At 68.2% G+C, this 25108-nt stretch carries 23 protein-coding genes and 2 pseudogenes; 9 read left to right on the forward strand and 16 right to left on the reverse strand.

What is annotated here, in order from left to right:
• Window positions 1–59: 59 nt before the first annotated feature.
• Window positions 60–995, reverse strand: coding sequence for an alpha/beta hydrolase (locus tag ACXKR8_RS15075; protein WP_458273425.1), 936 nt, complete (start codon window positions 993–995; stop codon window positions 60–62).
• A 133-nt stretch (window positions 996–1128) separates the two neighbouring features.
• Window positions 1129–1695 (reverse strand): flavin reductase family protein, encoded by a 567-nt coding sequence (locus ACXKR8_RS15080; RefSeq protein ID WP_458273426.1) that lies wholly within the window; start codon window positions 1693–1695, stop codon window positions 1129–1131.
• 275 nt (window positions 1696–1970) lie between these two features.
• Here ACXKR8_RS15080 and ACXKR8_RS15085 point away from each other — a divergent pair, with 275 nt between their 5' ends.
• Entirely contained in the window at window positions 1971–3179 is a 1209-nt protein-coding gene (locus tag ACXKR8_RS15085) for an acyl-CoA dehydrogenase family protein (protein WP_458273427.1), read from the forward strand.
• Here the strand turns inward: ACXKR8_RS15085 and ACXKR8_RS15090 are convergent.
• The 5 genes from ACXKR8_RS15090 to ACXKR8_RS15110 form a co-directional block, all read right to left on the reverse strand.
• A complete protein-coding gene (locus ACXKR8_RS15090; RefSeq protein ID WP_458273428.1) occupies window positions 3163–4518 on the reverse strand; it encodes a PucR family transcriptional regulator in 1356 nt (451 codons plus the stop codon). The genes ACXKR8_RS15085 and ACXKR8_RS15090 overlap by 17 nt on opposite strands.
• A gap of 2 nt (window positions 4519–4520) precedes the next feature.
• Window positions 4521–6476, reverse strand: coding sequence for an acetoacetate--CoA ligase (locus ACXKR8_RS15095; RefSeq protein ID WP_458273429.1), 1956 nt, complete (start codon window positions 6474–6476; stop codon window positions 4521–4523).
• Window positions 6477–6484: 8 nt separating this feature from the next.
• Window positions 6485–8026: a bifunctional 3-(3-hydroxy-phenyl)propionate/3-hydroxycinnamic acid hydroxylase MhpA gene (mhpA, locus tag ACXKR8_RS15100; protein ID WP_462100515.1), complete on the reverse strand. Its 1542-nt coding sequence runs from the start codon at window positions 8024–8026 to the stop codon at window positions 6485–6487.
• Between the two features lie 80 nt (window positions 8027–8106).
• Window positions 8107–9072, reverse strand: coding sequence for a VOC family protein (locus ACXKR8_RS15105; RefSeq protein ID WP_458273431.1), 966 nt, complete (start codon window positions 9070–9072; stop codon window positions 8107–8109).
• 67 nt (window positions 9073–9139) lie between these two features.
• Complete coding sequence (locus ACXKR8_RS15110) at window positions 9140–10003, reverse strand: fumarylacetoacetate hydrolase family protein (protein ID WP_458273432.1); 864 nt, start codon at window positions 10001–10003, stop codon at window positions 9140–9142.
• 113 nt (window positions 10004–10116) lie between these two features.
• Between ACXKR8_RS15110 and ACXKR8_RS15115 the strand changes: the two genes are divergently transcribed.
• Window positions 10117–10788: a GntR family transcriptional regulator gene (locus ACXKR8_RS15115; RefSeq protein ID WP_458273433.1), complete on the forward strand. Its 672-nt coding sequence runs from the start codon at window positions 10117–10119 to the stop codon at window positions 10786–10788.
• 122 nt (window positions 10789–10910) lie between these two features.
• Here the strand turns inward: ACXKR8_RS15115 and ACXKR8_RS15120 are convergent, their stop codons facing one another.
• A complete protein-coding gene (locus tag ACXKR8_RS15120) occupies window positions 10911–11600 on the reverse strand; it encodes a helix-turn-helix transcriptional regulator (RefSeq protein ID WP_458273434.1) in 690 nt (229 codons plus the stop codon).
• A 177-nt stretch (window positions 11601–11777) separates the two neighbouring features.
• On the opposite strand from ACXKR8_RS15120, the gene ACXKR8_RS15125 reads away from it, so the two are divergent.
• Window positions 11778–12191, forward strand: a complete 414-nt coding sequence (locus ACXKR8_RS15125) for a nuclear transport factor 2 family protein (protein ID WP_458273435.1) — start codon at window positions 11778–11780, stop codon at window positions 12189–12191.
• Between the two features lies 1 nt (window position 12192).
• On the opposite strand, the pseudogene ACXKR8_RS15130 reads toward ACXKR8_RS15125, so the two are convergent.
• Window positions 12193–12417: pseudogene (locus tag ACXKR8_RS15130) on the reverse strand (IS701 family transposase); the annotation flags it as partial.
• A 95-nt stretch (window positions 12418–12512) separates the two neighbouring features.
• On the opposite strand from ACXKR8_RS15130, the gene ACXKR8_RS15135 reads away from it, so the two are divergent.
• Window positions 12513–12827, forward strand: coding sequence for a hypothetical protein (locus ACXKR8_RS15135; protein WP_458275301.1), 315 nt, complete (start codon window positions 12513–12515; stop codon window positions 12825–12827).
• Between the two features lie 428 nt (window positions 12828–13255).
• On the opposite strand, the gene ACXKR8_RS15140 is transcribed toward ACXKR8_RS15135, so the two are convergent.
• From ACXKR8_RS15140 to ACXKR8_RS15150, 3 genes are all read right to left on the reverse strand, one after another.
• Window positions 13256–14545, reverse strand: coding sequence for a hypothetical protein (locus ACXKR8_RS15140; protein ID WP_458273436.1), 1290 nt, complete (start codon window positions 14543–14545; stop codon window positions 13256–13258).
• Window positions 14546–15229: 684 nt separating this feature from the next.
• On the reverse strand, window positions 15230–15886 hold the full coding sequence (locus ACXKR8_RS15145) for a nucleotidyl transferase AbiEii/AbiGii toxin family protein (RefSeq protein WP_458273437.1): 657 nt from the start codon (window positions 15884–15886) through the stop codon (window positions 15230–15232).
• An 11-nt stretch (window positions 15887–15897) separates the two neighbouring features.
• Complete coding sequence (locus ACXKR8_RS15150) at window positions 15898–16221, reverse strand: hypothetical protein (RefSeq protein WP_458273438.1); 324 nt, start codon at window positions 16219–16221, stop codon at window positions 15898–15900.
• 262 nt (window positions 16222–16483) lie between these two features.
• Between ACXKR8_RS15150 and ACXKR8_RS15155 the strand changes: the two are divergent.
• Window positions 16484–17155, forward strand: a pseudogene (locus tag ACXKR8_RS15155) (TOTE conflict system archaeo-eukaryotic primase domain-containing protein); the annotation flags it as partial.
• On the forward strand, window positions 17150–17305 hold the full coding sequence (locus ACXKR8_RS15160) for an Lsr2 family DNA-binding protein (RefSeq protein WP_458274988.1): 156 nt from the start codon (window positions 17150–17152) through the stop codon (window positions 17303–17305). The pseudogene ACXKR8_RS15155 and the gene ACXKR8_RS15160, both read left to right, overlap by 6 nt.
• A 676-nt stretch (window positions 17306–17981) precedes the next feature.
• Here ACXKR8_RS15160 and ACXKR8_RS15165 read toward each other — a convergent pair.
• Window positions 17982–18275, reverse strand: a complete 294-nt coding sequence (locus ACXKR8_RS15165) for a hypothetical protein (RefSeq protein ID WP_458273439.1) — start codon at window positions 18273–18275, stop codon at window positions 17982–17984.
• A 160-nt stretch (window positions 18276–18435) separates the two neighbouring features.
• Here ACXKR8_RS15165 and ACXKR8_RS15170 point away from each other — a divergent pair, with 160 nt between their 5' ends.
• From ACXKR8_RS15170 to ACXKR8_RS15180, 3 genes are all read left to right on the forward strand, one after another.
• A complete protein-coding gene (locus ACXKR8_RS15170; protein WP_458266979.1) occupies window positions 18436–18834 on the forward strand; it encodes a transposase in 399 nt (132 codons plus the stop codon).
• Entirely contained in the window at window positions 18831–19865 is a 1035-nt protein-coding gene (locus ACXKR8_RS15175) for an IS3 family transposase (protein ID WP_458274906.1), read from the forward strand. Before ACXKR8_RS15170 ends, ACXKR8_RS15175 begins: the two co-directional genes overlap by 4 nt.
• Before the next feature lie 92 nt (window positions 19866–19957).
• Window positions 19958–20857, forward strand: a complete 900-nt coding sequence (locus ACXKR8_RS15180) for a restriction endonuclease (RefSeq protein ID WP_458273440.1) — start codon at window positions 19958–19960, stop codon at window positions 20855–20857.
• Window positions 20858–21221: 364 nt separating this feature from the next.
• Here the strand turns inward: ACXKR8_RS15180 and ACXKR8_RS15185 are convergent, their stop codons facing one another.
• The 3 genes from ACXKR8_RS15185 to ACXKR8_RS15195 all read right to left on the reverse strand — a co-directional run bounded on the left by ACXKR8_RS15185 (window position 21222) and on the right by ACXKR8_RS15195 (window position 25061).
• The gene (locus tag ACXKR8_RS15185; RefSeq protein ID WP_458266600.1) at window positions 21222–22622 is read right to left on the reverse strand and encodes an IS1380 family transposase; all 1401 of its coding nucleotides are present in this window, start codon (window positions 22620–22622) and stop codon (window positions 21222–21224) included.
• 100 nt (window positions 22623–22722) lie between these two features.
• Complete coding sequence (locus ACXKR8_RS15190; RefSeq protein ID WP_462100516.1) at window positions 22723–23988, reverse strand: DUF6414 family protein; 1266 nt, start codon at window positions 23986–23988, stop codon at window positions 22723–22725.
• Window positions 23989–24047: 59 nt separating this feature from the next.
• Window positions 24048–25061, reverse strand: coding sequence for an ATP-binding protein (locus tag ACXKR8_RS15195; protein WP_462100517.1), 1014 nt, complete (start codon window positions 25059–25061; stop codon window positions 24048–24050).
• Between the last annotated feature and the right edge of the window lie 47 nt (window positions 25062–25108).

The raw sequence follows: 25108 nt of genomic DNA on the forward strand, positions 1-25108 counted from the left end.
GAGGGGACTTCAGCGGGCGGACCGGGGCGCGGCGCGCCCTCCGCGGGGGCCGGTGGCGGTCATGACCGCGGTGCCCGGCCCAGGAGTTCGGGGGTGGCGGCCGCGGCGGCGCAGCGTTCGGCGAAGCCGAGGACCTGGTACCGGTACTCGTAGCCGGCGACGCTGTTGGCGACCACGTGCGAGGAGCCGGGGAACAGCGCGGCGTCGACGTACGGGGAGCCGGTGCGCAGGGTCGCGGCGAACGCGGCGACATGGTCGGGGTCGGCGACCCAGAGCGTGTCCAGTGCGCCGAGCCGGTAGTGCACCGGCACGGTGACCGAGGAGGCGACGTCGGACCATTCCCGGAGCCAGCCGCCGACGACCTCCTTGAGTTCGGCGTGCAGGGCGGGTTGGAACGACTCGCGCCGGTCGGCCGCGCCGAGGACGTAGGCGGGGATGGTCCACATCGGCGGCATGGCGACCCTGCCTGCGAGCTGCTCCAGCTCGACGTACTCGGAGGCCGACGGAGCGTCCCAGGCGCCGACCATGGCCGGCGGCGACACCTGGCCGATGTCGGCCACCGCCACGCCGAGCAGGGGCCAGGACGGATCGGCCTGCTCGGCCCAGAGCGCGGCCAGGTGGAGCGTGATCGCACCGCCGATGGAGCAGCCCACGATCACCACGCCCGGGCTGGTCCGGTGGTGCCGCTGCCACAGTTCGTCCACCGCGTCGAGCAGGCGCTCGGCGTTGGCGCGCATCAGTCCGGAGTCGGAGTCGGGCGGGAAGCGGAGCGAGGCGCTGTCGCCGGACCCGGGCCGATCGAGCGCGAAGGCGGGGAAGCCGTTGAGTGCGGCCAGTTCCAGTTGCGAGTGACCGGGGATGTCGAAGCTGGTGGCGTTGGCGCCGCCACCGTGGACGTAGACCAGCAGCGGCTTGCCCGCCGGTTCCGTGGGCAGCGCCGCGATTCCGGTGATCTTGTCGCCCAGAAGTTCGAGCTTGTCGCGGGTGACGGACATGAGGCTCTCCTGTATCGAGACGCGGATAGGGTTCGGCCGACATGATTACACGTGCAACCAGAGGTCGGGAAGCCCCCCTGGGCCCCGGCGTCCTGGCTGGTTCCGGTCGTCCTGCCGGTTCAGCCGGCAGGGATCAGGCGTCCCACCAGTCGAAGGGGTGCGTCGGCACGTGGCGGACAGCGGCCCGGTTCAGCCGGGCCAGCCGTCCTCGGTAGAAGACCAACGGGTTCCTGTCGCCGCCGGCCGCGGAGAGGCGGCGTACCCGGCCGACGATCGCGAGGTGGTCGCCGACGGGGAAGCTGCTCTCCAGGTCGCACTCGATCCAGGCCAGGCAGCCGTGCAGTCGCGGGGATCCGTCGGCGGCGGCCTCCCAGCCGCAGGAGCCGAACCGGTCCCCGGTGCGCCCGGCGAAGGCGGCGCACTGCGCCTGCTGGTCCTCGGCCAGGACGTTCACGCAGAAGCGACCCGCGGCCGTGATCGCGGCGGCGCTGGCCGAGTGCAGGTTGCTGTAGAACACCACCAGCGGCGGGTCCAGGGAGACCGAGGTGAAGCTGCCGACGGTGACCCCGACCGGCCCCGCCGCGGTGGCCGCGGTGACGACGCTGACGGCGGTGGGCACCCGGCCGAGCACCTTGCGGTAGTCCCCCGCGGCCGCATCGGGCCCAGGGGCGACCGGCCCGGTGACGACGGATACGGACATGACGACCTCCAGAGACGGTGCGGCGCAAGCGCTTTTCGGACAAGTGAAGCCAAGGTTGCCGCGGCGTGAACATGGCCTGGGAGCGCAGCGTCCCCGCCGGGCTCTGTGCTGTCGGCCCAGAAGCGTCCGGCTTTGGCCCCGTGGCCCAGCGCGGGCCGCGGATCCTGTCCTCCCAGCACCACGACAGGCTCCCGAATCGGGCGTGGAATCCATCGGACGACACCCCGTACCGCGAGCCGCCTCATCGTCGACGCGGCCGACAGCCTGGAGTACCCATGACGACCACCGCGACCGAATCGACCACCGCCTGCACCGCGGGGACGGCCCTGCCGGAGCGCGCCGCCGCGCTGGTTCCGCTGCTGCGGGCCAACGCGGCCAGCACCGAGGAGGACCGCAGGGTCGTTGAGGAGAACATCAGGGCCGTGGCCGAGGCCGGCCTGTTCCAACTGACCGTGCCCGAGCGGTTCGGCGGCCACCAGGCGGGCCTGCGGACCTTCCTGGAGGTCGGTTCCGAGCTGGCCCGCGGCTGCGGTTCGACGGCCTGGGTGACCACGCTGGTCAATGTGTGCAACTGGTTGACCGGGCTGTACCCGGAGCAGGCCCAGCAGGAGGTCTGGGGGGCCGACCCGCTGGCCCGCGTCTGCGGAGTACTGGCTCCCACCGCGACCAGCAGGGCCGTGGAAGGCGGCCAGGTCGTCACCGGCAGGTGGGGTTTCGCCTCCGGCTGCCTGCACTCGCAGTGGGCGACGCTGGGCATGCCGATCGTCGACGCCGCCGGCGATCAGATCGACCAGGGTGTGGCCCTGGTCCCGCTGTCCGAGCTGACGATCGAGGACACCTGGTACGTCGCCGGCATGCGCGGCACCGGCAGCAACACCCTGGTCGCCGATGAGGTCTTCGTGCCCTCGCACCGGATCCTGTCGGTGACCCGGGCCATTCAGGGTGACTACCCCACCGAGCACACCGGCGAGACGCTGTACCGCTCCGCGCTGGTCCCGGTGCTCGCGCTGGTGCTGGCCGGTCCCCAGGTGGGCCTGGCCAGGGCAGGCCTTGAGCTGGTCACCGCCTCCCTCGCCAAGGGCAAGGGGATCTCATACACCTTCTACGAGCGGGCCGCCGAGTCACCGTCCACGCAGATGCAGATGGCCGAGGCGGCCCAGCTGATCGACACCGCGCAGCTGCACATGATGCGGGCGGCCGACGACATCGACGCCTGGGCCGCGAAGCAGGAGTACATGCCGCTGTTGACCCGCGCCCGCGTGCGGATGGACACCGGGTATGTGGCGCGGCGGTCGCGTGAGGCGCTCGACCTGCTGCTGAGCGTGCAGGGCGCGGGCAGCTTCGCCGAGGCGAGCCCGCTGCAGCGGATCTGGCGTGACCAGGAGACCGGCAGCCGGCACGCGGTGATCAACCCCGCGATCGCCACGGAGCTGTACGGGCGGGCGCTGCTCGGGATCGAGGAGCAGGTCACCCCGCTGATCTGAGGCTTCCGGCCGGCCCGAGCACGGCGGAACCGAGCAGGTGGGCCGTCTCCAGTGCGGCGTGCACCTCGAAGCGGCGCCGTGCGATGTCGTGGCCGAGCAGATGCTGGGCGCGCTTGACCCGGTAGGTCACCGTGTTGCGCGCCACGTGCATCTGCTCGGCCGCCGCCATCAGACTCCGTTCGGCCTGCAGGTAGTGACGCAGGGTCTCCCGGAGTTGCTCGGCCTGCGGGGTGTCCTCCGCCAGCGGCCCCAACTCGTCCCGCACGAAGCGCCGCGCACCAGGAAGGTCGTTGCTGAGCAGCGCCACGACCTCGACGTCCCGGTAGTGCAGCACCGACGTCCCGGGCCGGGGGTTCAGCCGGGCTACCCGGGCGGCGCGCAGCGCCTCCTCGTGGGAGTCCCGGAAGCCCGCGACGCCCGGTCGGAACGATCCGCAGGCGATGCGGACGTCCTCGCGCCCGAGCGGCACGACGTGGCCGTCCGTGGAGGCCCGGGGCGTTGCCAGCGACCCCCAGGCCCACAGGCCGGTGCGGCCGGTGGGTACCACCAGCGTGACGGTGCAACCCTGCCGGCGCAGGAAGTCCACGGCAGCCTGTTGCAGGTCGGTGGTGTCCGGTCCGGTCATCGGGTCGCACCACACGGTGATCGCCAGGTGCTCACGCGTCAGCGGATAGCCGAGCGTGCGGCCTGCCGCCTCGGCCCCGACCGGCTCCCCGGCGAGGATCGCCCGGACGGCCTCCTGCCGGGCGGCCGCCCGACTGGTCACCCAGCGGTCGTGTTCGGCCACGTACTCCTCGGTCATCCGCGAGGAGAAGCCGTCGATGAAGCGGAAGAGCGTGTCCGAGACGCGCCGCATCTGCCCGGCGCGCTCCTCGGGGGGCGCCAGCGCCTCGCAGGCGTTCATCATCGCGTGGGCCATGTCGGCGTGCCCGAGTCGGATACCACGCAGCACCTTGTCCAGCGAGACTCCCCGGCGTACGAAGTCACGATCGCCCTGCAGGGCCTCGTCGGTGATCGGGGCGCGGCCGCAGGGATCGGCGAGCATCAGCAGCGCGCACAGCGCGGAGGACTCGGTCCCCATCCGCAGAGTCTCGAAGGGACCCTGCCCACCGCCCAGTTCGGGAATCTCGGCGGTGATCCTCGCCGCCATGTCGTGGCCGAGGCCGACGGCCCAGCCGACCGGATCCGGCCCCAGGCACGCGGTCGCCTCGGCCACCGTCTCAAGCGCACTGGCCGGCAGCAGATCCGCGTACCGGGCGGAAGGCAGCAGCCGGTAGAGCCAGGCCGCACCGCCGCCGCTCTCACCGGATCCGTCGAGTGCCGGCGCATCGATGGCCATGCTCATGAATACCTCTGCGCCGCGCTGCGGGCGAAGCGGCTGAAGTAGGCGAGGGCTTCGAAGTCGTCGACGGCCGCGCGGCTGACCACCTGGCTGATCGACGCGCCCTGGAGCAGTCGCTTGACGGGCACCTCCAGCTTCTTTCCGGTCCGGGTGTGGGGAACAGCGGGCACGGCCAGGATGGTGTCGGGGACGTGCCGGGGCGATGCCTGGGTGCGGATCGCGGTGCTGATCCGGGTACGCAGGGCGTCGGTGAGGTCCTGGCCCGGCTCCATCACGACGAACAGCGGCATCCAGTAGCCCCCGTCGGCGAGTTCCGCGCCGATGACCAGGCTCTCGCGGATGCCGGGCAGCCCGTCGACCACGGCGTAGATGTCGGCGCTCCCCAGCCGGACGCCCTGGCGGTTGAGAGTGGAGTCCGAGCGGCCGGAGACGATGACGCTGCCGTGGGACGTACGGGTCATCCAGTCGCCGTGGCGCCAGACGCCGGGACAGGCGCCGAAGTAGGCGTCCAGGTAGCGGGAACCGTCGGGGTCGTTCCAGAAGTACAGGGGCATCGACGGCAGCGGCCGGGTCACCACCAGTTCGCCCACCTGGTCGGTGACCGGCAGGCCGTCCGCGTCCCACGCCTCCAGCGCGACGCCGAGGATGGGAGCGGAGATCTCGCCCGCCCACACCGGGGTGGTGGGGGCGCTGCCGGCGAATCCGCTGACGATGTCGGTGCCGCCGCTGACCGAGGCGACCTGCACGCGATCGCCCACGTGGTCGCGGACCCAGTGGTAGGGCTGGGCGGGCAGCGGAGCACCGGTGGAACCGAGCACGCGCAGTTCGGAGAGGTCCAGCTCGCGTCCGGGCTCCAGGCCCGCCTTGGCCGAGCCCAGGAGGTAGCCGGGGCTCACGCCCAGGACCGCCGTGCGGTGTTCCGCCGCCAGCTCCCACAGCCGCCGCGGTCCCGGATGGCTGGGGCTGCCGTCGTAGAGCACCGGCGTGGCGCCGACCAGCAGGCCGGAGACCACCAGGTTCCACATCATCCAGTTCGTGGTCGTGTACCAGAGGAACCGTTCACCGGGGCGCAGGTCCAGGTGCAGGCCCAGCAGCCGGTGGTGGTCCAGCAGTACACCGCCGTGTCCGTGCACGATCCCCTTCGGCGTGCCCGTCGTGCCGGAGGAGAACAGCACCCACAGCGGTGCGTCGAAAGGCAGTTGCTCGAAGACCGGATCCTCGGTGCCACCGGTGACCTCGGCCCAGGTGGAGGAGCGCGGGTCCTCGGCGGTCGGCAGTCCCAGGCACGGCACCCGCACGGTGTGCCGCACCGTGGGCAGGGCCTCGCGCAGTTCGTCGGCTTCGGTGCGGCGGTCGTGCTCCTTGCCGTTCCACCGGTAGCCGTCGGCTGCGAACAGCAGGACGGGCTCGAGCTGGGCGAAGCGGGCCGCCGCGCCGGAGGCGCCGTAGTCCTGGCCGCAGGCCGACCAGACGGCCCCGATGGCGGCTGCGGCCAGGAACGCGACGACCGCGTGGACGGTGTTGGGCAGATAGCCGACGACCCGGTCGCCCGCGGTGACGCCGTTGCGGCGCATCCAGGCCGCCAGCGAGCCGACCTGGCGCCGCAGTTCGTCCCGGCTGGTACGACCGGTGCTGCCGTCCTCGCCGACCGAGATCACAGCGGGCTGCGGTCCCTCGGTGCGCAGCGCGTGTTCGGCGTAGTTGAGCCGCGCACCGGCGAACCAGCGGGTGGCCGGCATGGGCGCGTCGTCGAGGACACGCTCGTACGGGGTGCCGGCCTGGATGTCGAAGAAGTCCCACACCGCCGACCAGAACCCGCTGAGATCCTGGACCGACCACTCCCACAGCGACGGGTAGTCCGGGTGGGACGTGCCGGTCCGGGTCGCGACGAACTCGGTGAAGCGCGCGATCCGGGTGTGGGCGGCAACGGCCGGGTCGGGTATCCAGATCGGCATCGGCGTGTTCACGCGGCACCGGCCGGGGTCGACGCTGCGACGCGGGATGCGGTCAGTTGCTCCTGCAGCTCGGTGACCAGCTCTGCCAACTGCTGCCCGGTGCGGGCCGTGCCGAAGAGGTAGTGGTCGGGGCGGATCACCACGCCCGTGTGCCCGGCCTCCTGAAGGTGCGGCAGATAGACGTCGTCGACGTCGAAGGCGGCGACCTCCGGGTCCGCTTCGGCGTCCACCGGTGCCAGGTGCAGCAGCCGGGCGCCGATCCGGTCGAGGAAGGCGAGTTGATCGGCTGCGAGGACGCTGCGGGGGTCGACGGTGGCGGCCACCACGAAGCCGTGGCCGACCGCCTGGTCCAGCAGGCCGGTGCGGCCCCGATGGCGGACGCGTGCCTGCATGCTGAGCTTTCCGGCTGAGGGGTCCGCCGGTGCGCCGGAGACGATGCCGCCCAGGAGCGTCGGCGGGGGCAGCGGCGGCAGGATGCGCTCCGGGTCCGCCTCCAGTGCGATCATCGCGCTGTCCCGTCCGGCTGCGGCGGCGGGGTCGGTGACGCAGATGACCTTGCCGAGCTCGACGGACATGCCGATCGCGTGCTGGACGTGCGCGCCGCGCTCGCTGCCGTAGCTGTCCAGCAGCGCGGGGTCGGCCTCCCCGCCGAGGACCAGGCCGAGCTTCCAGGCCAGGTTGGCCGCGTCGCGGATGCCCGAGCACATGCCCTGGCCGGCGAAGGGCGGCATCAGGTGCGCGGCGTCGCCGGCGAGCAGCAGCCTGCCCGAGCGCCAGACGTCCGCCCACTGGGCCTGGAAGGTGTAGACGGCGTGCCGTTCCAAGGTGCAGTTGTCCGGTGTGAGGTCCCAGGGCGCCAGGAGTCTCCAGGCTGTCGCCTCCGTGTTGAGCTGCTCCACGGTTTCGCCGGGCATGCGCATGAACTCCCAGCGCCTGCGGCCTGGTCCGCCGGAGACGACCGTGGTGGGCCTGGCCGGGTCGCAGATCTGGAGATTCACGGGGTCCCAGGTGCGCTCCTGGTCCGGGTGGACGTCCACGATCAGCCAGTCGTAGCAGAAGCCCAGGTCGACCATCCGGGTCGGCATGCGGGTGCGGACGAAACTGTTGGCGCCGTCGCATCCGACGACCCACGGGGCGGTGAAGCGCTGCTCGCCGCCGAGGCCGTCGCGGGTGGTGACCTGTACCGATTCCGGGTTCTGGACGAGCCCGACTGCTTCGTGCCCGCGCAGGATGGTGATCGCCCGGTTGGCTTCGGCGGTTTCAACGAGGGCTTTCTCCAGGTCCGGCTGGTACGTCATCGACGCGGTGGGCCAGCCGGAGGGACCCGGCCTGGACCAGTCGAACCGCAGCAGCGGGGCACCGTCGGCGTTGCGCCACTCGTAGGTGCCGGCCGCCTCGGTGAGGTCGCCGAGCCGGTCACCGAGTCCGACCTCGGCCAGCAGGCGAGCGGTCTCGTCGTCGAAGTGCACGGCCCGGGGCCGGGGATAGGGCGAGGGCCACCGTTCGAGAACGGTCACCGTCCAACCGTCCCCGCCAGGAGGAGCGCGCACGCGAGGCCGACCGGTCCGGCCCCGATGACCAGGACGTCGCTCGCCCTGGCGCTGTCGTCGTGGAGGGTCATCGCCGACCCCTACTTCGCCGGGCCGGAGTGGGACCCGGTCATGAGCTCCGCCAGGTCCTCGGGTGCCAGGAAGGACGGCGGCGGGGGCGGCCCCCAGGCCCACAGCGCTTTCGCGCCGCCCCATTCGCGGGGCTTCCAGAGCGCGTCGTCGACGATGCAGTCCAGGTCGGAGTAGTACTCAGAGAAGGTCCCGGCCGGGTCCTTGAGGTACCAGAAGAAGTTGGAGCCGATGAAGTGCCGCCCCAGTCCCCAGGTGTGCCGGGTGGGGTCGGCCTCCAGCATCGCGGACGCCCCGCGCCCGACCTCGTCGACGTCGTCGACCTGCCAGGACGTGTGGTGCAGAAAGGCCACCGGAGCCTGCTGCACCAGGACGTTGTGGTGGTCGCTGGAGCAGCGCATGAACGCGGCCAGTCCCGGGACGGTGTCGCTGACCTTGAACCCGAGGCCCTGCTGGAAGAAGCGCTGGGAGAACTCCTGGTCGGTGGAGCCGAGCACGACATGCCCCAGCTTGCGGGGCCGGACCGGACCCTCCCGCAGGATGCCGGGCGCACGCTCCTGCAGGCGGGCGTCGATGCCCGGCGTGTTGTAGGGCGGCAGCGGGGTGGGGGTCTGCTCGTAGCGGGGGGCGAGTGCGACCCGGACCAGCAGTTCGGTACCGGGGTCAACGGCGGACACACCGGTTGCCGTGCGGTCCACCCGGACGCCGAGCTTCGCCAGCGAGGCCGCGACCCGGTCCAGGTCGTCAGGGTCGTCGGCGCCCACACCCAGTTCGACCAGACGACGGCGCGGGGTGCGGACGATGCGCAACTGCTCGCCCCCGTCGACCGTGGAGAAGCCCTGGCCACCGGGCTGCGGCGCGGCGGCGGCGCCCAGCGGGCCGCCGCTCGGCGTCAGGCCGAAGTCCCGGTAGTAGGCAGCGGTCCGGTCGACGTTCGGTACGCCCATGACGATCTGGGTCAGGCGGTGCAGTGGCATCATTGCCGGCTTTCTTCGGATGGACTGTTTCTGCTGGGGACAGCGGGTGCGACTCAGCGGGTGCGACTCAGGGGGTCCGCATGGGGTTGCGCAGCGTGCCGACCCCTTCGATCCAGGTGACCAGGACGTCGCCTGGAGCGAGGAACTTCTGCGGGGTGCGCGCGCCGCCGACGCCGGCGGGAGTGCCGGTGAAGATCAGGTCCCCGGGCAGCAGCGGGCACACGGCCGACAGCCGGACGATCAGCTCCGGAACGTCGAAGATCATGTTCGAGGTTCGGCTCTTCTGCAGCACCTCGCCGCTCTCAAGCATGCAGCCGAGCTCCAGGTCGTCGGGGTCGGCGAATTCATCGACCGTGACCAGCTCGGGACCGGTGGGGGCGAAGCCCGGGTAGGACTTGCCCAGCGAGAACTGCGGAGCGGGGCCGGTCAGCTGCAGTTGCCGCTCGGAGAGGTCCTGTCCCACGGTCAGCCCGGCGACGTGGGACCAGGCGCTCTCGCGGGTGGCCCGGTGGCAGCGGCGGCCGATGACCACGACCAGTTCGGCCTCCCAGTCCACCGAGCCCTCCGGCAGGGCGACGCTCTGCTCATGGCCGGTGAGCGAGCTGGGGAACTTGGTGAAGACCGCCGGCTCCTCCGGAACCTGCAACCCGGCCTCGGCCACGTGGTCGCGGTAGTTCAGCCCGACCGCGAAAACCTGCGCGGGACGCGGAACAGGAGGACCGAACGACGTGCCTGCGCCGAGGTCCAGCCGGGCACCGGCCGGCTCGTCGCCGCCTGCCAGGAACGTCCGTCCCCACGGTGCGAAGTGGTCCCATTCGGCAAGCGCCTGCTGCGGATCAGGGCCGAACCGGCCGCCGCTCGCCGCCTCCACGTCGACGTAGCCGTCGGCGCCCTTCAGGACCAGCCGCCCATTGATGTTGGCCACGCGCATGCGCATCTCCTCGTTCTCGGAACTTGGCGTCCAGTGTTCCCTTCGGATAGCGTGAAAGCAAGAGATTAACGTTAATCATGAAGGATCACGTTCGTCCGCTAGACTCTCGGATCATGGTGGGAGTGAAGACGACGAGAGCAAGCGCGGTGTACGCGCAGATCCGCGAGGACATCTTTCAGGGGGAGCTCGCACCGGGGCAGCGCCTGCGCCTGGTGGAACTCGCCCAGCGCTTCACCGTCAGCCAGTCCGTCATCCGCGAGGCCCTGACCCGCCTGTCCGAGCAGGGGCTCGTACTGGCCGCACCCCAACAGGGCTTCAGTGTGGTCACGCTGTCGCTGAAGGACCTCAACGAACTCACCGAGGCCCGCCTCGACATCGAGTGCACCACCCTGCGCCGAGCGGTCGAACGAGGCGACATCACGTGGGAAGCGGGAGTTGTCGCCGCCCACCACCACCTGGCCAGCACGCCGGTCACGGCACCGGGAGGCGGCCTCAACAGCGAGTGGTTCACGGTGCACGAGCGGTTCCACCAGAGCCTGCTCGAAGGATGCGGCAACGACCGCCTGCTGGCCGTGTGCATGTCGCTGCGCGACGCCGCGACGCTCTACCGGCGCTGGTCGCTACCCGTGGGCCACGACTACGACCGCGACGTCGCCGGCGAGCACCGGGCCCTGGTGGATGCCGTCATCGGACGGGACGCCGTCAGAGCGTCCCGGCTACTGGCACAGCACATAGACCGCACGTCAGCCTCCCTTAGAGCCGTCGCCCGAGCCGACGGCGGGTGAGCCGCACCCGCGGATGACCGCGTCGCGGCAGCTCAGACACGGGCGGCGCGGGCGCGGGCGCGCCTCGTGACTGGGGTGGCTGAGGAGACGAAGCAGCCCCGCTGATCATGGTGATCGTGACGTCAACTCACGATCCTGCGATGGTTACGCGCCCCGGCGAAGACCCCGGTCGTGTCGACCAAATCCCCGGTGTCGGCACCGGCCAGCAGCAGCGCCAGATGGAACCGGCTGCGCGCCCCGTACTTCTCCATCAGGTCCGCGACCGTATAGGTGATGGTGCGCCGGCTCAGGCCCAGCTGCTCGGCCACCATCTGGTCGGTGCAGCCCTCGGCGAGCAGCGTCACCACGGCGCGCTCCCTGGCCGACAGCCCTGCCGGCCACCGCACGGGCTCGGCCGCCTGTTCCCACAGCCGCTGGTACATCTCGACCAGGGCGCGCACCAACGGCTTCGCGGTGATCTGCCAGACCCCCTTCAGCGGATCCTCCGGGTCGATGGGCGTCATGACGATCGCCCGGTCGATGATGACCATCTTGGCCGGCAGGGACGGCAGGGTCCGATGTTCGGCGCCGGCGGCGATCAGGCTCACGTCCTGGCCCGACTGGGCCGACCCCAGCCAGCGCGTACGCACATCCGGCGGCATCGGGAGCGACCCCAGCACCGGGCGCTGGGACGACGCGGGAACCATGACCAGCCGCTCGCTCCGGTCGACGGCCACGATCTCGACGAACCGGGCCACTACGGCGTCGGCCCCGAACAGCGGGCACACACCGCGCCCGGCCCGCAGCGACTTCAGCCACGCCACCTCAGACATCGCCGGCCACCCCCTGACGTCCACGCCGTGAATCCACATCCTGCCCCAGAAAGCGAGTGTCGCCTACGCGGGACGGACACCGTTGCGACTTTGCGCAAGAACGAGGCGGGAGTGATGCGCGCCCCCCGTTGCGCCCCGCATCGTTCCTTCCATCCCCCAGTCCCGAAAGGACACCCCATGAACCACGACCTGCAAACCCTGGCCGACCGCGCCGAGCTGCACGACCTGCTGCTGCATCTGGGCCTGGCTCTGGACGAGCACCGCTTCCACGACCTGAAAGACGTTCTGACGCAGGACGCCACCGGCACCACCCGCAACGGGTCCGGATCGGGCCGCGACGTTCTGATCGCACAGATCGAGGCCGGCAACAAGGACTACGCCCGCCTGCTCCACCGGTTCAGCACCGTGCTGATCGAGGTCGACGGCGACACCGCGACGATCCGCGCCTACATCACGGCCCTGTCCGGCCACGCCGACAGTCTCGTGCCGGCCTCACGGGGTTACGGGCTGGCCCGCATCAAGGCCGTCCGGACGCCCGACGGTTGGCGGATCAGCGAGCTGAACGTCGAGCCGGTGTTCGTCGTGGGGTGAAAATGGCAAACCCTGCGTGGGCGAGCATGACCAGCACGGTCCACCGCGCCCACGACGGGTAGCGGCGGACCTGATGTCCATCGAGCCCTGTCAGGCCCTTTCCGGACTGGAACGCCTCCTCGATGCTCCACCTCCTCCCGGCGGCCTTGATCAGTGCGGCGAGGGATGCCGGGGTCGGAGCCCAGCAGCGGTAGAAGGCCGGCTCGCCGGCGTCGGTGTCGCGCCGGGGCGTTGCCGTAGACCTCAGGCGGTCACCCAGCCCAGCCCGGCCGGTGGCCCGCGGCCAGGCAGGATCGGACCGGGTCCGCAGCCAGTTCGGGCTTGGCGGCGAACACCGTGTCCGAGCATCTGGACCAGCTCTACAACGCACTACTGGCTCAAGACCTGGTGGCAGCTCCAACGGCTGACCTGGCGACACGGCTGCACCGATCCCCACGCCTGCAGAACAAGGAACTACTGAAAGAAGCCGGAATCGACGACCGCCGGGTGCACGACGGCCGTCACTCCGCGGGCACGATCCTCAACGAACTCGACGACAACTGGGACCAGTTGCCGACACCAGCCCCACAAGGGACGCTCGGATCCGCCGCCGCGGACGGCTCCGCCAAAGAGAAAAGCCAAGGTCACCGCAAGTGAGTCCTGGGGATTTTCAGGGCCGCCTTCGGGATTCGAACCCGAGACCTACGCATGACGAGGACCGAGCAGGCAAGCCTCTGACCTGCACAAATGCAGTCCATGCCTCGCCTGACCTGCGAAAGTCCTTCTCAGCCGCTCTCACCGTCTCCCATGAGTTCTCGTCCTCATGCGGACTGAATCCGTACCCCAGCGTGCGAGCACCTGGCCACGAGATCACGCCACCAAGGGGCCCTACCTCCTGGCTCAACGGTGCCTCACAGCAGCAGCTCGCAGTCCATGATCGTCGATCCAGGAGCCACCGAAATCGACGGTTACAGCACTCACACGCCAGTGGCCTCATCCCCCTGATCGCTACGCAGCGTGCCCGCACGGCGCAGCTGCCCCGACGGCTGCGCCGCCCGAACCGCCTCCGTCCATGCGCCCGTGCGTCACCGTGCGGGAACCGCCCCGGCCGGCGATTGGGCCACCGGGTCCTGGGGGACCCCGGCCAGGTCGAGCATGGCGTGCATCACGGCGGTCGGCAGCACCGGGCTTCCCGCAGCTGCGCGCGTGCGGGATTCGTCTAGGAGCGCGCTCTGCAGGTAGGCCGTCGGAATGCGGGCATCGCGAAGGGCTGCGGTGCGGGTGTAGGGGTCCGCGGCCAAGCGGACGACTTCGTCAACGGGCAGTTCCGGGTCCCGCAGCGAGAGGAGCCGGAGCTGATGGTTGACGTGGCGGGCGTACTTGGCGAAGCCGGGGCGTTCGAAGTTGGGGTGCCGCCTGAGGAACCAGGAGGTCTTGCCGTGCCACCACGCGTACATTTCGATCACGAGCTCGTGCGGTGCGTCGGCGCAGTTTTGACAGAGTGTGAGTTTGACGAAGAAGTCCTCGTCATCGGCAAGCAGGGCGACCGCCTCAGGGGGCAGGTGCCGGAACCCCGCGACACCTCGGCGGATCAGGACGTGCGACGAGGAGGCCAGGCGTACGAGGGCTTCGGCATCGGTCTCCAGGCCATTGATCCACGGCGGGTTCTGGTGGTAGCCGGCGGGGACGATGTAGGCGATGGCTCGGCGTTCCTCATCGGAGAGGTCCTCGCGCAAGGAGAGTCGTAGCCGGACGATGTCGTCCGGGTCCTCGGCCAGACGCAGCGCGAGGGCGCGTGGGACCCTGGAGTCCCACGCTGCGCGGGAACGCGTCTCCGGGTCCGGGCTGGTGATGAGCATCTCGGCCTCGGTGCGGGACAGTTCCGGTGCCGGCGGCTCGGGCGACGGTGCGAGTTCCGCCTCCGTGGGCGAGGCCGCCCCCAGCCGCGACGCCTGGGTCCCGGCCTCGTCGCGAATGCTCTGCTTGGCGTCGTCGACCAGGAGCCGCGCCACGAGGGGCGCGGGAAGCGTCAGACCGCGATCGTTGGCCATGACGACGGCGATGAGCCGGACGCGAGGTTCGGGGTCGGCGGCGAGCGCTGCCAGCGTCTCGACGTCTGCGTGCTCGTTCTCGGCGATCGCGCCTCGGACCTGGATGTCCGGATGTGCGGCGAGCTCGGCGATGGTTTCTGCGGCAACGTTGATCCAAGTCAGCCACAGGCGAGGATAGGTCAGGCGGTCCTGAACAGTGATGATCCGCCGGAGCACTGCGGCCGAGGCGGCGGAGTTGTTGGCGAGTCCCTGGACCCAGTGCTCGTGCAACTCGGGGCGCCCGGCAGCTTCAACCAGTACGCGTTCCCATCCTTCATGATCCATGGCGTCCCATCATGCCCACCCGTCACACATATAGCCAAGCCGCCCCCAGGGAGCATGCACCGTCGCCCGGTCGACCACCCAACAAGATCAATTCCCATGTGTTCCGAATGTGTTCCGCGGACCCCCGAGCTTCAGCAGGAGCCTCCAACTAGCACGGGGAAATGAGGGGTTGATGCGGCCCAGCGCGGGCGACATCCGCCTAAATGGAGCCGCACTCATCCGGAGCAGCCCCATGGCAGATACAGGCTTCTGACCAGTGCGTTCGTCGACACGGGCCGAAAACGGGCTCGTGAGTGCCGCCATTGTGGGCGGATGTCATCATGGATGACTGTCCGATTTACCCTAGAAATATGTCCGCCTAGCGCGGAATGCCCGATTCAGATTGATCGTGACACCGCGCAAACGGCTTCGCCCGACACATTGGCCGAGTCTCGTCCTGCGGCTCGGCCAGGCCTCTGACCTGCGGGTTTGTGGAACTGTGTGGGCGCAGACGGTTTCGAACCGCCGACATCCGCCTTGTAAGACTTCCCCGAGCAAGTCGTTGACCTGCAGAGATGCACCTGAAGCAGCATCTAAGCTGCGAAAGTCACTCTCAGTAGTTCTCTCCGTTTCCGAAGACTTCTCGGCTTCATATGTGCTGCGGACCTCGCCATATCCCTCTCTGGGTCTACTCCGCCGACCGGGTCATCTCTCGGTGTTCCGTTCATCGAGGATCTCGGCAGCCCAGGCGCGCAGCCGTCGGCGCATGTCCTCCACCTGGCCGCTATCGACGCCGTATGCCTCGTATTCCCGGTCCGGCCAACGGTCGACGGCCTGCAGCGCCTGGGCGAAGTAGTGCAGTTCGAACCCGGCGTCGTGCTCCGACGCCAACTGCAGCAGCCGCCCGCCGGAGTACCGCCCGGAGGCGAGCGCGGCATTCACGTCGAGGTAGTCGCGTGGCGCGGCCCGTCCGAACAGCGTGGTCACCTTGTTGGCCACCGCGTCATCCGGATGCAGGACCGGACCGATCTCCAGCACAGCAGGCGGGTGAGCCCGCCAGTCACACCCGAGCTCCACCTTCGCCGCGTGTCCCTGTCCATCAGCAACCGCGAACCGCGCGAACACCCCACCGGGCTGCTCCACCTCGACAGTCAGGTCCGCTGCCCGGTAAGCCGCAGCCACCGCATCGACGGCTTCCGAGAAGGCAACCGGGTCAGCGATGTTCGTGAAAAGGTCGACGTCATCCGACAGCCGTTCCAGGAACCCGTGCGCCTGAACCGCGTACCCGCCGGCCAGGACGAAGCCGTATCCCGCGGCAGCTCCAAGGCCGATACGGGCAAGTCGAGCGTGAAACTGGTCCATGAAGGCGAATCCTACGCAGCCCTGCGAGCCAGCTGCGGGAACCGCCCTTCCCACATCAACCGCACGCGCGGCGGAAGCCACAGCCTCTGCCATACGTCCGAAAGAAGCACAGGGTCCAGAAACTGCTGCAGCTCCTCCGCATGCATGGCCTCACGGATGACCGTCTCATAGAGCATGCGCAAGTCAACGTCGTCCGACACGTCATAGACCCGCTTCGGCGTCCAGTCCAACACGGTCGGCAGAATCACCACCCCGTCCCTCGGACCGGCCAGCTCCTCCAACGTCTCCGGCACTGTGTACGGCCGAATCTCCGCGTACCGCACCCGTGACTCCATGCACCCAGTATGCCCAGACTCAGCCCTGGACAGCCACGGCCATCCGCGAGTCCAGCTGGTGGCGCGATGGTGTCCGGGTACCCCATGACTCGGTGCCGCCAAGGAAGACGTCGTGGAAGGCGTGCCGCCGTTGGCGGGGTGGCCTGCCTGGGCGTATTCGCGCAGTCCGGTAACGGACGCGGTCCCGGCCCACGACGCCGTCACCGAGGACAGCGCGCCGCAGCGGCCACAGGAGTCAGAGCCGGTGATCGTGGCGCCGCAGATGCTGTCGTCGTCGGGGCTGCCATACGCGGACGCGTCCTCAGGCGGGCAGGAGAAGGTGGCCCTGTTCCGAGCCCTGTTCGTTGGCCGCGGCGATGTGTACGCCCGGCCGTGGGTCAACAAGAAAGGCCGCTCCGGGTGGAGCCCGGCAACCGAGAAGCCGCCGTAGGACTTGAGCGAGGGCGAGGAGCGGGTCTTGCTACCGCTGATGGACCGGGCTCTGTACGAGCACCTGACCCGGCCCGAGCCGGGCACGGAGAAGAAGGTCGAGAAGCTGCACGCGGGGCTGTACCCGCTTCTGCTGGACGACACCTGCCAACTGCTGGCCTGTGACTTCGACAAGGGCGAGTGGCGCGGGGACGCGGCCGCGTACTACACGGCCTGCCAGGCAGCAGGCGTGCTGGCCCCGATCGAGGTCTCCCGTTCGGGCGAGGGCGCGTACGTGTGGACGTTCTTCACTGCACCGGTCGCGGCCGCGCTGGCCCGCAACCTCGGCGCCGCACTGCTGCGCGACGCGATCAGCTCCCGCAAGCAGATATCCCTTGCCAGCTTCGACCGCTTCTTCCCCTCCCAGGACCTGCTGCCGACCCGCGCCAAGGGCGACGCCAGCTTCGGGAACCTGATCGCACTGCCCCTGAACGGACTGCGCCGCCAGCGCGGAACCACCCTGTTCCTCGACCCCACCCCGGCATCGCCAGGAGCACGGTCGCCGAGCGTCGCCGAAGTCCGTGCCTGGGCCCGCGACCAGGACCAACACGTCCCCGAACGCGGCCGTCTGCGCGCCGACCTCTGGACCGCCTGGCACAGCGCCCACCCAGCCTGACCGTCACGCTGCCCAGCACAGGCATGCGCACCAAATCCTTGCGGCTGGACCAGCATGGAACCGGCCGCTTTCGAACCCGAGACCTACGCATTACGAGGACTTAGCAGGCAGGGCTCTGACCTGCACAAACGCAGCTGACATGCCGTCTGACCTGCGAAAATCCCTCTCACTGACTCTCGCCGATCCTCGTCGTTTCTCGTCCTCATGTGTACTGAATCCGTACCTCGGAGCAGACCACCGCAAGGCCCGGGAGAGCAGGTTGAGCTGGTTCGAGGCGCCCATCCGAACACCCTGCCAGCATCCCACGGTCTCTCCGGCGCCACCGATTCCGCAGCCTCACCTCTACCTCCCGACAGCAGCGGGGATCAGGGTTCGCTGAGCACCCCGCCCGTAGGTGGCAGCGTCGTGGAGACAGTGCGATTCCCGGTCCAAGCGGACGGGTATGGCAGGAGGGACGTGGTCGAGGGGTGGGTGATCGCGTCGGTGCCGAGGACCGATGACCTGGGGAGGGTTTGTGGCACGGCGCAAATCGGTGGCGGAGATTCTCGCTGAGGCCTACCGGCTCAAGCAGCAGGCCCAGGCGACACAGGCAAAGCAAGTTCAGAAGCAGGCAGCGCCCCCGCGAAAGGCCCCGAGCAGGAGGCCTTCAAACGCCGATGCCGAGCACGCGCGTCTGTTAGCGGCGGGTGAGAAGTTGCTGCAGCGCGAGGAGGCGGCGCGTGCGAAGGAGGCCGCGCGGGTGGAGGCCGAGCTTGCCAAGCGCCAGGCCGAGCGGAAGCGGGCCAAGGACGTACAGGAGCGTGAACGAGCCCGTACCGAACGGGACCGTGAGAAGCAGGCACGCGAGGCACAGGTCACCGAGCTGAAGCAGGAAGTCGAGAACCGCACCCAGGAGTGCCGCGAGCGCACCGAGGAACTGGAGAACGTGCTCCTTCGCCGCCTGGGCGGCCTTGACCGGTGGCACTCCCATGTCGAGCAGGGCTTGGCCGAGCGCGGCCAGCAGGGCGTCGCCGATGCCATGGAGAACTTGCTACGCCGCTCCCCCGTCCCCAGGCCCTCTCTGACAGTCTCGACTGAGACGTCCGGTTCGTCCGGGTTAGTCTGGATGGGCGAGACAGGAGATTCCCGGCATGGCTTCCAATACCACCACCTCACGCACAGCCCCCGAGCCCGACCCGGCCCCGCGGCCGAAGCGGCGCACGTTCACGGCGGAATACAAGCTGCGGATCGTCGCTGAGTACGATGCCGCCCCCAGCGGGGAGAAGGGCGCGGTCCTGCGCCGCGAGCGGTTGTACCACTCGCACATCATCGAGTGGCGGGCCGCGCGAGACGCCGGAGCGATGGCCACGCTCGCCGACCGGCGGACCTCGCCCGCACGCCCCAAGAGGCCCGCCGAAGCAGCCGAGGCCGAGCGGCTGCGCAAGAGGCTGGCCGTCGTGGAACGGGAGCTGGCGCAGAAGGACGCCGCCCTGGAGCTGCTGGGAAAAGCTTCCGCACTCTTGGAACTGCTCTCCAAGAGTGCGGGCTGAAAGCCGAGGCCGAGCAGGTCGCCGACGAGCTCTTCCAGTCGCTGGAGCGGGAGTTGAACACCACTGCGGCCTGCCGGCTGACCGGTCGCTCACGGGCCACGCACTACCGTCGGCTCAACCCGCCCCCGCCGCGCGAGCGCGCTCCGCGCCCCTCGCCGCCCTCAGCTCTGGCTCCGGCGGAGCGCGCGCGGATCCTGGCACTGATGAACAGCCCGGCCTATGCCGAACTGGCACCTGCCCAGATCTGGGCGCGCGAACTGGACGAGGGCCGCTACTACTGCTCAGTGCGCACGATGTACCGGATCCTGGAGGCCCAGGGCCAGACCGGCGAGCGCCGCCGCCAGGCCACCCACGCCGCCAAGTCCATCCCCGAACTCGTGGCCACCGCCCCCTCGCAGGTCTTCAGTTGGGACATCACCAAACTGGCCGGACCAGACAAGGGCATCTGGTACCACGCCTACGTCATCATCGACATCTTCAGCCGCTACGTCGTCGGCTACACCGTGGAGATGGCCGAATCGGCCGAGCGCGCCGAGGAGTTGATCAGCGAGACCGTCGAACGCAACGGCATCGCCCCCGAGCACCTGCACGCGGACCGCGGCACCTCGATGACCAGCAAGAAAGTCTCGCAGTTGCTCATCGATCTGGGCGTGACGCGCTCGCACTCGCGCCCCAAGGTCTCGAATGACAACCCGTACAGCGAAAGCCAGTTCAAAACCACGAAGTACATGGCCGACTACCCGGCGCGGTTCGACTCCCTGAACCACGCACGCGAGTGGTTCGACTCATTCATTGCCTATTACAACCATGAGCATCGCCATTCGGGCATCGGGCTGCACACGCCTGCGTCCGTGCACTTCGGCACCGCCGGCCAAGTCCAGGACCAGCGCGCCGTCACGCTCAACGAGGCATACGCCCGCCACCCCGAACGCTTCGCCCGCCGCCCCCGCCCGCCCAAGATCCCCGATCAGGCGTGGATCAACGACCCCGCCAAACGCAGAGAACCCGAATCAGCACAACAGAGCGCATAACCGTACGAACGTCTCATTTGACTTGACACGTTCCGAGGGGATGTCGTGATGCTGCACAAGTGGCATACGCGCCCGAGGCACGGCGGCTGGTCGTGGAGGTGGAGCTCCCTGGATTTGAGATCATCCCGGCCGTGCTGGGGTACCGGTTCGTGGCCCAGCGTATGGAGATCGTCGCGCTGCCGAAGAAGGAGGCCGAGGTTCAGGAGGCTTACCGCCGGCTGGTGGCACGGCTGGCCCTGCGGGCGTTGGACGAGGTCTTCGCAGCGACGCCTGCCAGCGTGGTCTCCGGTGTGATCTTCAACGGGCACGTGAGTGCGAAGGACCGGGCCACCGGACAGCCGGTGCGGCCATGCGTCGTCAGTGTGGTGGCGGAGCGGGACGACTTCGCCGAGCTGGTCCTCGACGAGCCGCTGCTCGATCCGCAACTGTGCCTGCGCCGGATCGGTGCCGTTGTCTCGAAGCACCCCTACGATCTGGAACCGGTCGATCCCGTCGTGGAGATCGACCTGTCGCGGTACCGCATCACCGCGGACGTCGCACTCGTCGCAGGGCTGGACAGCCGCCCCGACCTGTTGCAGATGAATCCCTTCGACTTCGAGCGCCTCGTGCGCCAGCTCTTCGAGGCCATGGACTTCGAGATCTGGCGTACCCAGGGCTCGCGCGACGACGGGGTGGACGCCGTCGCCGTGAAACGCAATCCCGTCGGAACCACCGTCTTCGCCATCCAGGCCAAGCGGTCCAAGAACGCCGTGCCGGTGGAAACCGTCCGCGCCCTGGCGGGTGTGATGCACGACACCGATGCCAACGGCAGCGTCCTGGTCACCACCTCATGGTTCGGGAAGGCCAGCTACGAGTTCGCCCGCCGCAACGGCCGCATCGACCTGATCGACGGCCGCAACCTCAAGGCCCTCCTCCTGGAACACCTGAACATCGACGCACTGATCGGGCTACCCAAACTCCCGCACGACTGGCAGCCCAGCGACCTCGTGTAATCGATACCGTGGTCCGCTTCCGCCTGTTCACGGCTCCAAAAGCGAGGACATCAACCGCATAGGGTCCTTACGTGCTAAGCATGGGTTTCCCTACTGGCCATCACCAATAGATTGCGATGACCTCAGTGTCAAGATATCTGCAATCTTCTGCGCCTGCAGGCTGAGCCCGAATCCACCGGCTGATCATTTCGGGGTTGCTCTCCTGCCCGTGGACGGTCGGCCGCTGGGGGCAACAGGTTGAGGGTGTGCGGTAGCCGCCGTGCGCGGGTCGCGGCCTGTCCGAGGGGTTGTGCGGGGTCGGGAGCGGTTGGTGGCGCTGTCGCCGGTGGCCGTCGGGCCGTCGCGGTGCGGGATCTTGTGGCGGTCAGGCCGCCGGGCGCGGCGGTGGGGAGTGGACGGCCTCGAACAGGGCGGTGAAGGCGTCGCGCCAGGGCCAGTGCTCGGGCAGATGCACCGTCAATTTGGTGCGCGCGGTGCGCGCGAGCCGGGCCGGGACGTGGACCAGGTGGGCGCGCAGGGTCGCTGTGGTGGCCTTGGCGTGGAAGACCGAGGTCAGCGCACCGGCGGCCCGCAGCAGGTTGTGCGACATCGCCCACAGGGTCAGCCACGCGGCGTTGGCCTGGAAGTTCCCGGACGGCAGGTGGGCCAGAGGCCCGGACTTCCCGTCCGCGATCACCTGCTCCACCACGGCGTGCTGCCGGTGGTGCAGTTCCGCCTGCAGCACCGCGAAGGAGCTGTCGGTGAAGACGGGGTGGTAACGCCAGGCGGTGAACAACTCGCCCTGACCCTGGGCCACTTCGGCGTTCAATCGGCGGACCCGGCGCACGATCAGCCGGGCGGTGACGTGCTCGGACTTCCTTCGGCCGGTGAAGGCGGTGTAGGGGATCTCGGCGACCTCGGCGTCGGAGACCATCTCGCCGGTGTCGGGGTCGACGAAGGCGTCCGGGTAGCGGATCGCCGTCCAGGACTCCTGCGGGATGCGGGAGATCGCGCCCGCGATGGAGGGGTTCATGCCGGTGGTCAGGGAGAATCGGGCGCCGGCCCGGCGGCAGGCGGCGACCACGTCGGCGGTGTAGAACTTGCTGTCCGCGCGGACCAGGCGGATCCCGGTGCCGCCGGTCTCCTTCGCTATGGCCAGGGCCTCGCTCACGAAGCTCTCGGCTCCGCGGACGTCGGCGGCCTTGCCGCGGCGCAGGCGGACCGCGCCGATCACGGGCCGGGCGATCGGGGTGGACAGGGTGGCCAGGATCGGGTGCAGGGTGCGCTGGCCCTTGAGGCGGCCGACCTGCGCGCCCTGCTTGGCGTGGCCGTACACGCGGCGGTGGGTGGGGTCGATGTCGATGAACATCAGTGTGTCGGCGCCGGGCAGCAGTGGGGTGCTGCGGGCCAGTCGGGCCAGGAAGTCGCGGTGAACGCGGTGGAGCTGGCGGTTGTGGCCGTGGGTGAAGGAGCGCAGGAAGGTGCCCAGGGTGGAGGGCGCGCGGACCGAGGTGAAGGCGCGGTCCATCGCGCCGTGCCGCAGCCGCGCCGCGTCGTCGATGCTGTCCGCGCCCGCGCACATCGCGCTGATCAGCGACATCACTTTGGCGGCCGGGTTGGCTCCGCCGCTGTTGTCGGCGCCCTCGATGCGGAGCGCGGACGCGGCCAGTTGCCGCAGGCCGGCCCGCTCGGCCAGCCGGACCAGCGACAGCAGCCCGGCATCGGCGATCAGGTTCGGCTCGTCGAAGACGGCGGAAACCGCTGTGGCGGCATGGCAGGATTGCATCTCGCGGATGTTCTCTCGTTCTGGCGACTTGGTTCTGTAGGAAGTCCCATCGTCCCAGGTCAGAGGGCATCCGCGTCGTTATGTCCAGGCCTCGGACAGGTCATTCATCGGTGGATTCGGGCTCAGGTCCAGGCGTCAGAGCAGACTGCGTCGCCGCGGCGGCTAGCGCAATCCCAGCCTGCTGGCGAGCATCCGTACGGAATCTGACAGCAACCTCTGGTTCAATATCTCCAGCAAATCGCTGCCCAATGAACTCAGAGATCGCCCTAAAAGCAACACGGCTTTCGGAGACCGGGAACACCAGGTCTGCATTCTCGCCGGCAAGGGTCTCCATGAGAGAGCGATCGACATCTGTAATGGTCACTCCATAATGCTGGGCAAGCAGGTCACCGTAGATGACCAAGGCAGAATATCCGGGCGAGGATACCTGCCCTTGCGCCTGGCCGCCGGATACCATGGATTGCAATGCGCCAGATCCGAATGATTCCAGCTCCCGCGCAAGACCTGGCGAAACCTCTCCGAGCACGTCAACCAGCTTGACAGGGGTCCACGAGTCGCGAAGCCCCGCCTCATTCAATCGGCAAAGCACCTTCACGCGCGCTTTGGAGAAAAGAATTCGCCGAATATCTTTCCAAAAGAGGCCTTGCTCTGCCACCCCAACCAAGTAGACAGGTTTCACTGATGGTTGACCAGCTGCCGGCAGCCTGTCAATTACGGCTCGGTGCACGAGGTATTCGACGCCATTGACCATTAGCACATGATAGTCAACCATACGACACTTCAGGGGAATTAGGCCAACCATGAGCTTTTCAAGCACACGATTAATCTGAGTGACCTTTCGGGTTTCCTCCTGGTTGGTTTGAGAAGCCAGCTCCTCGCTGTCTTGGATAATATCGACATAAGATGAAACGATGGAACTGATGCGGAAGATTGCATCCGCCTGCAGTTCGACCTCCACTTCGACCAGGCGCCCCCGCCTGAGCGCCGCGTTATCGACGACCCATGGGCCACTAGGAAACGAGCTTCCGGGTGCCGCGACGATCGACTGAGCATTCTCTAGACTGATTGTCTCATCAATGACTGGCAGTACCGCAAGCGATGACTTTTCCCCATCGTAAAGCTCTTTAAAGGTCGCCTGAATTGTCGCCTTGCGAAGTACCTGCCTATTCTGCGTCTGTGTCGCCAAGAGACGTGAGCCGACTTTTGGCTTGACGACTCCAACGCCAGTCGCAATTTCGCTGCTAAACTCGGATGTCACTGTGTCGACCGAGCTATCTGTGAACTCACTCGGAATCGCACCTAGCTTAGATGAGAGCAGACTCGTAACACTTACTTCATCTAGGTAGACAAACTCGCGCAGCGCCAACGGCTCCTTCTTGTTTCTCCTTTGCTTCCTTCGTTGCCACCATTGCCTGATCCGACGAATCATCGTGCGCCCTCCCGACTTCCGCTTGCTGCAACGGCCGCAATTCGAGCCCGCTGGGCAGCTACTCGTTCAAAGCCGCCAATGTAGTCCTCTGTGAACAGTTTGCTACGCCGATCCGATACGGCAAGCAACGCCGCCTCACTCCAGATTGCCGTCAGCTCAGCTGGCGACCAGCCCTCCGTCTTCTCGGCGATCAAGGCATGTGGGAGATGCTCCCCCACGGCCAGCCGCCGTGCAGACACCTTGAGGATGGCCTCCCTATCAGACCTGGAAGGCAAGGGGAAGTTGATTTCCCAGTCGAATCTCCCAGGGCGGCGAAGCGCGACATCGATATCTTGAGGCCGATTTGTAGTGGCAATAACAATCACATTAGCGTCCGCCCTGAATCCATCCATTGAGGCGAGCAACTGTCCAACAACTCGGCGGGATGCCTCATGGGAGTCATCGCTCCGCTGTGAGGCCAGACTATCGATCTCATCAAAGAAAACAATGGCTCGCGATTGAGTCGCTGCATCTTCAAAGATCTTTCGAATTAGCTCCTCGCTTTGCCCATACCACTTGCTCATAATCTGAGGCCCGCTGACCTCATAGAACATTGCACCAGCCCTACTTGCAATAATACGAGCCAGCATTGTCTTACCTGTTCCTGGAGGGCCGGTAAAGAGAACACCTTTGATGGCCCGAGCGCCGATAGCGGCAAGCTCGACATGCCGTTCCAAAGGAAGCTCAATGAGCTCCTTTGCCCTTTCCAGGATCTCTGGAGAGCCACCAAAATCCTGGAATGAAGCTGCGCTGCTCGGCGTTGATTTGAACTGCTCAATAGTCGCATCGTCAACGGCCGGCAGGTCAATGTATCTGACTGGACTATCAGAAAGGACAGCAGTGATCCCCGCCAAGTCACGGCCTTCGACGGTATTTCCTTCTCGCAACTCCGGAGCAGACGGCTTGGGTACGACTCTGAGTCTTCCACCAACGTCGATAATGACTTGACTAGCCAGAAGCAGCCGAACCACTCCAACCCAAGGCTCCTCAATCCATAGGTCGTCAGGCGCCCTCTCAA

This window comes from Streptacidiphilus sp. PAMC 29251, from assembly GCF_054208735.2.